The sequence below is a fragment of the Virgibacillus sp. MSJ-26 genome (genome assembly GCF_018918075.1).
In the GTDB taxonomy this organism is placed as follows: Bacteria; Bacillota; Bacilli; order Bacillales; family Amphibacillaceae; genus MSJ-26.
The window spans coordinates 159,106-167,740 of the sequence record NZ_JAHLPW010000008.1 but is presented as its reverse complement, the minus strand read 5'-3'; the positions used below and the strand labels follow the sequence as shown (position 1 = coordinate 167,740).

Below are 8,635 nucleotides of genomic sequence, written 5' to 3'. Positions count from 1 at the left end.
ATTGAAAACAAAGCGGCTGCATCCAATTGTTTTCTTGATCAATTCTGTTTGTTTTTTAGTTGGATAGATACGAAAACAATAGGCTTTATGGATGAACATGGATACTCACCTTTTCCGCATGGGAATGTATGTTCTATTATATCATACCGTAACGGTTTATACAACGTTTACAAGAAAACAAGTAATAGTTTGGTACCCGTACTCTAACTATTATTAATTTCATTCAATAAGTTTTCGAACAGTCAGACAACTGAGATAACTAAAGCTATCCCTTGTCTGAAGGCGATTCATCTCCCACTTACCGCTGGGCTTTGCCCTGCACACGCTTGAAGTGGGAGTTTTCTCACCTGTTTTTGATAAATAGATTTCTTGTCTCTTCTATCTCTGAGACGTCCAGTTAAAATATTTACTCCCAATTTCTCCAACTTATCAAATGCATTATCAAACTCTGCTTCTTCAATCGTAAAAGCAATGTGCGTATATGAATGACTTATTTCATTACGAGGAATATCTTTTTCTAAATTAAGCGCCAGCCACATTCCATTCAAATCAAAGTAAGCAGTACCTCTTCCTTTAACGAGCAATTTAGCATCAAATACATCCTGATAAAATTTAGTGGATTTATCTAAATTAGAAACAGAAAACGTCATATGATTAATTCCCTTTATGAACAACGACATCACTCCTAAGTACTTATTCAATATAATGCCTTGATTTTGAAATAAGTTATGCGACTTTAGCAAGCCAGTGAGGTATATTAATCAGCCTTTGTCACAAGAAAAATGGACTATTTTAAAACCTGATTTTTCGATGGTCGGTAGCCCACCATCTTCATAACATTTCTCGGTTATATTTTTGACTTCAAGATGGCTGAAATAGCTTTGTGAAGCAAATAAAAGACCCCCTACAATCAAAACCAGTAAACCAATTATTATTAACCCTTTCTTTACTACCAAATCTCTAAATTTCATGTAATTCCCCCTTTTCATCTATCTTTTTTATCATATAAGCTCAATCCTAAACCGAAAAGTAAAACTAAGAAAATTAGCATAATTAAAACCCCAATGGTACCCCAAATTCCCCAATTTAGTTTCCCAACTCGAATTATAGTTGGAACTGAAAAAACTGCGAGTATAACAATAATCCCATACAGAAATGATTTTAAACTTTTATTCAATATACCCCTCACTTCCTTTATATCTTAAGTTCGCCTATTAACGGAAGAATACAGCAAATATGACCACAGCAATGATTAATACAAGAATAATTATTCCAGTACCCTTCCAACCTAACCCACCAACTAAATCAGAAAGATTGCTTCCGTGCATACTGCTTGAAGGATTTTCCAACTCCTTTTGTCTTAGTCTCTCTCTTCTTTCTTCGGGAGTTTCGTTGTCTTTACTCACTTCATCACCCCTTAGTATTCATCTAGAATTCTGGCCGAACTGAAACACCATTGTTAAGTACATGCTCATTAACTTAAAAAAATCACTCATTTTGCCTATCATTACAATTTAATAATTTACTTTTTTCTATTAGTTTTTTCTCAAGTAAATTAATCTTCCTTATATTTATTAAGTTCAATACAGCCGTTAAAATGATAAACAAAATAATCGATATCGGTAAAATGTCTCTAACGAATTCCTTAAAATTATCTGATTTACTTTCAGTAGGCATTAATTGTGGTTCCGCCTCTTGCATTCGTTCTTTTGTCCAATATTCACTTTGGTTCTTCTTTTGCTGAGATTCAGTTTCTACATAAGTATCCATATCTTGATTTTCAAATAGCATTACTAATATAAGTCCCGAAATACTCAAGATCGTTACTAACACGAAAACAGATATAAAAAGTATATAAATCCTCTTAATATTGCTCCCCTCCAGATTTACAAAAATCTGAGCCAATAAATGCGGCAACCGAACTGGCTTGGATTAGACATGTCCTTTCCAAGGTAAGTTTTTGACATCAATTATAACATGAATAATTAAGTATTTTTGATAATTACAAATATTTTATTGCAGTTTATTTGTCTCAATACCTCTTATTAAAGATCGAATTGATCCACACCTATATTATAAAAGAAAAAACAGAACTGAATATCAGCTCTGTTTCATTGTGAGACTTCCCCTTTACTCGTTATCCTGTTGCGCCTGCTTAGTGGCTTTTAATTACATTTCCACCCTAGTCTTCCATCTTAAATTCTATCCTACCTACCTATCTAATAATACGTCATTCTTCAGCTTTTTCTTTATAGTACTGTTTTTCTTCCTTTGTAGTAGTAAACGTTTTTTGTGTTGGATAGTGAGCCTTTGCAAACGAACCACCACTTACATCTTTTACAGTACTTACAACAGTAAACGCATCTTCATCGATTTCACGAATCAATTTTTTTAAATAAAATAATTGTTGTTTTGGAACTGCAACATAAATAAGATTCTCATCTTGTCCATTCCCATCATTTTTTCCTTGTAAGATAGTAGTATGAGAACCGAGATTGTCTCGAATAGAACGGGCTATTAATTCACTATAATCTGAGAATATATGAACGATCTTTTTTGATTCAAAGCCTTCTAATACATAGTCCGTCACTCGTTTGCCAATAAATAAAGCCACAACAGTGTATAGTGTTAGAATTGGACCAATAACAAATATTCCTCCTACAACAACTAAAGCATCTAGCACAAAGTTTGTTCCTGTCAATTCCCATCCAAATTTATAATTTAACATTTTTGCAATAGTAGACGTTCCACCAATTGTACTTCCCGACCGAAAGATGAAGCCAAAACCAATTCCTGTGAATACTCCTGCATAAAGGGCAGCAAGAAGAGGATCACCCATTGCAGAGCCAAAATCCTCTATTATAAACAGAAATATTGAAAATAAAGGAATGGCAACAGTAGATTTAATAATCATCGCCTTGGGCAAGTAGCGATAACCAACTAATAAAATGAGTCCATTTGCAATCAAGGTCACCAATGCAGGAGACCAACCTAACCCAAAATAAAGTAAAAGGGATAGTCCAGGGATACCACCTTCTGCGAGTGAATTAGGCATTGCAAATATAGCTACTGAAAAAGCAAAGAAAAAAGTACCCAATACCATGAGTCCAAAATCTTTCATATCGCACTTCCTTTTTCTCTCTCTAATTAATGATTAGTATACAAGTTTTTGCTTTATATTGCACAAATTCAGTGAAACTTCTATTTTTAAATAGTTGTTCCCTCATTAAGGTAATTAATCCTACGAGTTGATTATCATCGAAAGTGCCGAAGAGATAAAGGGGTCACAGCTTGACAATAGATAGCCGGAAGTTTTCAGCTCATTTTATAGTAGGTTTAACAAAATACTTCGATCAAATCTTAGTATTCTTTAAAGCGTAAGAAGAAGGCGTGCTTGAGTAACGGTTTACTAAAGAAGATTATGAGAATAGAAAGTTATAAATGGAGTTTAAATCTAACTAATCTATCAAAACGATAGAGCACTATTTTTGAAATTATACGATTCTTAACGTAAACTAATTTTGATGCAGCTACTTAATAATAACTATTACGTAAAGGGGACGATATAATGGATTGGAAGGAAATTACCACAATTGAAGAATGGGATGACATTTTAGAAAAATCATCTGATAAAGATCAAGTTATTCTTAAACACAGCACGACATGTCCAGTTAGTACAAATGCTTTAAATGAATACAATGCCTATTTAGAAGAAAATCCAAATGAAAATATTGATTACACATTAGTGAAAGTTCGAGAATCTCGTCCTGTTTCAAATAAAATTGAAGAGGATTTAGGCGTTAAACATGAATCTCCACAAATCATTTATATAAAAGATAAGCAGAAATATTGGTCTGCTACACATTGGTCTGTAACAAAGGCTCATATGCAAGCAGTTATTGACTAATAAGCAATCTTATTTAAATTTAAATAAGTAACCATCCCAAATGCGGCCAAGCGGCTGGACATTCTAAGGGCGGTTACTTTTTTGTTTTATAATGAATTACTGCTCTATCCCAACCTAAACATTAAATCCGCATATTACCTTGCTAGATTCATGGTTCTTTATTCCTCATCTTCTTCATTTATCGGAAGGATATATTGGATTTTCTTACCTTTTTTCGTTGGTTCGACGAGATCACCTTTAAAGTTTTCACCATCCGCGCCATACAGTTCTTCAGTATCAATGGCAAAGTCACTCAGAGCTTGGATTTCAATACTTATATCATCACTTTCTATATCCGAACGTGGAATCTGGAAACGGAAAGAACCATCAGGCAATACTTTTGTTGTGCTTCTAAAAGCACTTAATTGATGACCAGGCGATTTCACCTCTGCTTTAATGTATGTCAAAGCCATCAAATTACTGTTCATCGACACGTCGTAATATTTATCATGTACTTCAACATGTGCCTCTTCCATCCACACATCGTAATCACCATAATCTTCAGGCTCCTCTCCCCAGACGTCTGCCTCGAGTTCTGCTTCCCCTCCATCGTTTAGTTCAAGATAAGCATAAGCAAACGCACCTTGTCTTGTTCGCTTAATATCCGTATAAGGGTGGATGAAGTTTCCTTCTAATTTCTCTCCCTCTTCACCATAAATGCCGACATTTCGTTTATTGTCTGTGGCGTCGGGGATATAAGCGACACGAACGACTAGTAATTCGCCATCTAATACTCCGCCTTCAATATCCGTCTCTACTGAAAAACTTCCATCTTCCTCCACGGGTATATCCCCTTTAAAATATGGATTTTCCGTTCCATACTCGTGTGTTTTCATTTGTAAAACGGAGCCTTCTGGCAAGTTGGATTTCCCCTCTAATTGAAACTTACCGTCAAGCGTTACTTTCCCGTCAAACACCACTTCTGGATTTCCTTGATCAGCCAAAATGTCTTCATCTACGTCTGGCGCCTCCTTTGGTTTGGAGGAGAGGCCGCCAACACTTTCAATAAATTGCATGATAATTTGTTCATAACCCTCATAGATCTCCTCTGCATTGACATCGTCTGGTACGTCTTTCTCACGAAGTTCCACATCATCATATTCTTCATCGACTTCTTCCAGCTTTTCAACAAATTTATCTGTTGTTTCCGCTTGTTCTTTACTGGATTTATGAATCTCTTCTAAAGTAGCGTCGAGGTCAATGTCTTCCGTCTCACCCGTTTCCTTCTTACCCATAATGTCATCAAACAATTCTTTTAAAATAAGGTGCCTTTCCATATCATCCTCTATCAATTTCTTCGATAGATCATTTAATTCAATCAGCAGTTCATTTTCCTTAAGCTCGACATCATCCATCATGTCTAGTAATTCTTCATATTTAGGAATCATTTCTTCATTTAATAGTTTAATAGCCTTTTCAGGTTCGGAATCAAAAACAGCCCCGACAAAATCATCTAACGCTGCTTGAATATCTTCCTGATTGTCTTCAATATTCTTTTGCGTTGTTTCAAAGTACTCATCTCTCTCCTTAGCAGCCGCGCTACAACCTGCAAGTGCCACTACAAGACTCAAAAAAATAAATAAACTCATTTTCCTTACAGACAAATAAATCTCCCCTTTATTTGATAACCCTACATATGAGTAAGCTAAAAATGATAGTTCTTTATTAGATTACCATATATGCATATCTTTACCAATAGTATCTGGATAGCATATGTTTTTTGGTTTTCTTGATAAAAAATTAATTTGTTAGCCGGGCATAAGGCAGATAACTTGAAGAGGTTGGGACAAAATTAGCCCCTACCTCTTTGTTTGGCTAGGCATATGAATGCAAACCCGCAAGCACTAAGTTTACGACAATGATATTAAACATAATGATTGCAAACCCAATGACCGCCAGCCAAGCTGATTTTTCTCCGTGCCACCCTCGTGACAGTCTTAAATGTAAAAAGGCGGCATAAAAGAAAAATGTAATAAGCGCCCATACTTCTTTTGGATCCCATCCCCAGAACCGGTCCCAGGCAACTTGTGCCCAGATTGCTGCGAATATTAACCCGCCTAACGTGAAAAGTGGAAACCCGATGGCGACGGATCGATAGACAATTTCGTCAATTAAACTGGGACTAATCCTTTTCAATAGTGGCTGAATGCCTGCTCCAATCCTTTTTCTTAAGAACAATCGAATAAGGCCATACATAATTAGCCCTGCTGAAAATGACCAAATGAGTGTGTTTAATTTTCTAGATGCATCTTCTCCTTGAAACCAACTTGGGATATCGAATAATGGTGTCATCCTGTTCTTGTCCATTAATTTACCATCTTTCGGCCCAACAATAGCAGGCATATGATATTCTGTTGTTATAACATCACCTTCGATAGGAACTAAAAATGGTGCATTATAATCCATTATGCTAAATGAAGTCGTCGTGATAACGAACCCTAATCCCGATAACAATAAATAAAGAATAATTTCAAGCCAAGTTGTTTTTTTCGTTGCGTTAGCTTGTTCAACAGTTCGAATGAGATAAATTAATCCTGCAACGAAACTGATTGCTAATATTCCTTGAGATATCGAAACGGTGGTGACGTGGATATAAAGCCAATGACTTTGTAGGGATGGGACTAAAGGTGCAAGGTCGGATGGGAATACACTAGCATAGGCGATGATTAGCATCGCTATCGGTAAAGCAAATAATCCTAAAACATTTAACCGATAGTAAAAATATATAATAATAAATCCAAGCACCAAGCTCATCCCTAAAAACGTTACAAATTCAAACATATTACTGACAGGAGCATGTCCACCTGCAACCCAACGTGTAATAAAATAGACCAGTTGTGCAAGGAAACCTAAAATTGTTAAGGTGATTCCGATGTTTCCTGCTATATTCCTTTTCGAAGTATCTGCCGTCCGTCTATCTTTAATTGTTGCTCCAAAAAATAGGGTCGCTAATAAATAAACAATAAAAGCAGTATAAAGGGCAATACTGCTAATTTTCACTAAATCACTCATGTGTTAGTCCTCCTAGACACCTTTTTTTCTATTTCCATTTCTTCCTGATCAACAACCATTTGAATGTTCGAGCCTGCAATGGCTTTATTTATATCTTTCTTTAAACCTGTCCAGTTTTTATTCGTATGTGCCGCTAGCACTATTCCATTACCCTCTGGATTAACCCAGATGCGGCGATGCTGCCAGTACATGCCTTGCATAACGCCAATCATGAATATGGTTGCTCCGATAATAAATAGAGGTATTGTATAATCTCTGCGAATACTTATTCCACTTACATGACGAGTTTCTAAATCGGCAATACCTAGCATATATTTATTTTCTCCTGTAGGATCAAAGTTCATTTCTGCCCCTACTAGACTAAGCTCCCCCTCATCTGAATCTGGTGGAAATAAATTGAAAATAAATGCTGGATTTCTCGGAATTTTAGAATCGGTGCGAGGTTCACCATCTTCCATTTCATAGTCTGGAAAATACTCTGACACCCTTAGTTCAAAACCATTATCTAGTTCATATAATGGGTCAGGTGAGTTTAAATCAATGGTTACATCCTCCAATGATTGTTCTTTTGGGTCATCTTTTTCGTATAGTTGAAACGTCATATTTGCTAACTCGTTTTCTTGGTACCCCGCTTGATATAACGTATAGTTATCGAATTTTAATGGCTCATTCAATTGGATGGAACCTTCGACTACTTTTTCTAATTCGGGTTCTTTCCCAACAACATCCCTCGGTTTAGCTTTATAAATGACGACATCACTTTGATAGTTTTTATGTACAAGTTCACCCGATTTCTCCATAGCAGCACTAAATCGTTCATCATCTTCATCATATGTCTCTAGTAAAAAACGTTTATTCTCTATGTAATATTCATTGTTCGTCCCTGGAATAACTTTTTGCTCACCTTCTCTTACCCAAACATAGTCATCTAAATAGAAAAATGGAGTCAACCTTAAGATAGCAGCAATCAAAATTATAATAAGGCCAATATGATTGACATAAGGCCCCCACCGTGAAAAGCGATTTTTTTCTGCCAAAACATTTCCACTTTTATTCATTATTTTATAATTAGATTTTTTCAAACGATGGATTAATGTCTTTTTTTCATCTTCCGTTACAACTTCAGTTTTGCTAAACAACCGCTGTCTACTCAAAAATGTATTATGACGTTTGGGTTGTTGAAGCTTTAGTGCACGGTATAACGGCACGAATCGGTCGATACTACAAATAACTAATGAAACACCAATCAAGGCAATTAAAATCAAATACCACCAGGAACTATAAAGTTCATGGAACCCAAGTTGATAATAAATTTTTCCAGCCAATCCATACCATTCTTCATAAAAAACGGCTGGATCTCTGTTTTCTGCTTCTTCAGGTATGTACATTTCCTGCGGGAAAATAGTCCCGATTCCTGAAGCGAGCAGAGCAATAATGATGAAAATAACACCAACTTTTACCGACGAAAAAAGGTTCCATGTTTTATCTACTAACGTTCGGCTATACGTTTTTGATCTTCTAGCAGAACCATCATAGCGCATATTGAGTAATTTTGTTTTATCGTTTCCATCTAAATGTTGATTTCCTTCAATCGGTTTACCACATGATTCACAAAGAATGGTTCCTTCAAGATTCATGTGTCCGCACTCACATTTTAATTTGTCCATCTAAACCCAT

The 8,635-nt window shown here is 35.8% G+C and carries 9 protein-coding genes and 1 pseudogene; 1 reads left to right on the top strand and 9 read right to left on the bottom strand.

Going from position 1 to position 8,635, the window contains the following annotated elements; all coding sequences use genetic code 11:
- The 6 genes and pseudogenes from KQI49_RS09760 to KQI49_RS09735 all read right to left on the bottom strand — a co-directional run.
- The coding region (locus KQI49_RS09760) for a helix-turn-helix domain-containing protein (protein ID WP_216488455.1) at positions 1–99 on the bottom strand (99 nt) is incomplete at its 3' end.
- 257 nt (positions 100–356) lie between these two features.
- Positions 357–680: pseudogene (locus KQI49_RS09755) on the bottom strand (VOC family protein); the annotation flags it as partial.
- 81 nt (positions 681–761) lie between these two features.
- Positions 762–971: a hypothetical protein gene (locus tag KQI49_RS09750; protein ID WP_216488422.1), complete on the bottom strand. Its 210-nt coding sequence runs from the start codon at positions 969–971 to the stop codon at positions 762–764.
- 243 nt (positions 972–1,214) lie between these two features.
- Positions 1,215–1,406, bottom strand: a complete 192-nt coding sequence (locus KQI49_RS09745) for a DUF6366 family protein (RefSeq protein WP_216488421.1) — start codon at positions 1,404–1,406, stop codon at positions 1,215–1,217.
- Positions 1,407–1,488: 82 nt separating this feature from the next.
- On the bottom strand, positions 1,489–1,770 hold the full coding sequence (locus KQI49_RS09740) for a hypothetical protein (RefSeq protein WP_216488419.1): 282 nt from the start codon (positions 1,768–1,770) through the stop codon (positions 1,489–1,491).
- Positions 1,771–2,230: 460 nt separating this feature from the next.
- The gene (locus KQI49_RS09735; protein ID WP_216488416.1) at positions 2,231–3,121 is read right to left on the bottom strand and encodes a YitT family protein; all 891 of its coding nucleotides are present in this window, start codon (positions 3,119–3,121) and stop codon (positions 2,231–2,233) included.
- Positions 3,122–3,568: 447 nt separating this feature from the next.
- Here KQI49_RS09735 and ytxJ point away from each other — a divergent pair, with 447 nt between their 5' ends.
- Positions 3,569–3,907 carry a bacillithiol system redox-active protein YtxJ gene (gene ytxJ / locus KQI49_RS09730; RefSeq protein ID WP_216488414.1) on the top strand — a complete coding sequence of 113 codons (339 nt, stop codon included), beginning with the start codon at positions 3,569–3,571 and terminating at the stop codon, positions 3,905–3,907.
- A gap of 158 nt (positions 3,908–4,065) precedes the next feature.
- Here ytxJ and KQI49_RS09725 read toward each other — a convergent pair whose 3' ends face one another.
- The 3 genes from KQI49_RS09725 to resB form a co-directional block, all read right to left on the bottom strand.
- Entirely contained in the window at positions 4,066–5,550 is a 1,485-nt protein-coding gene (locus KQI49_RS09725; protein WP_216488412.1) for a hypothetical protein, read from the bottom strand.
- 211 nt (positions 5,551–5,761) lie between these two features.
- The gene (ccsA, locus tag KQI49_RS09720) at positions 5,762–6,958 is read right to left on the bottom strand and encodes a cytochrome c biogenesis protein CcsA (protein WP_216488410.1); all 1,197 of its coding nucleotides are present in this window, start codon (positions 6,956–6,958) and stop codon (positions 5,762–5,764) included.
- Complete coding sequence (resB, locus tag KQI49_RS09715; protein WP_216488402.1) at positions 6,955–8,625, bottom strand: cytochrome c biogenesis protein ResB; 1,671 nt, start codon at positions 8,623–8,625, stop codon at positions 6,955–6,957. The genes ccsA and resB overlap by 4 nt, the downstream gene beginning before the upstream one ends.
- Between the last annotated feature and the right edge of the window lie 10 nt (positions 8,626–8,635).

Excerpts from the sequence above, each read along its gene's own strand:
- KQI49_RS09735 (WP_216488416.1), bottom strand. The coding sequence starts at position 3,121 with ATGAAAGATTTTGGACTCATGGTATTGGGTACTTTTTTCTTTGCTTTT.
- resB (WP_216488402.1), bottom strand. The coding sequence starts at position 8,625 with ATGGACAAATTAAAATGTGAGTGCGGACACATGAATCTTGAAGGAACC.
- ytxJ (WP_216488414.1), top strand. The coding sequence starts at position 3,569 with ATGGATTGGAAGGAAATTACCACAATTGAAGAATGGGATGACATTTTA.
- ccsA (WP_216488410.1), bottom strand. The coding sequence starts at position 6,958 with ATGAGTGATTTAGTGAAAATTAGCAGTATTGCCCTTTATACTGCTTTT.
- KQI49_RS09740 (WP_216488419.1), bottom strand. The coding sequence starts at position 1,770 with ATGGATACTTATGTAGAAACTGAATCTCAGCAAAAGAAGAACCAAAGT.
- KQI49_RS09750 (WP_216488422.1), bottom strand. The coding sequence starts at position 971 with ATGAAATTTAGAGATTTGGTAGTAAAGAAAGGGTTAATAATAATTGGT.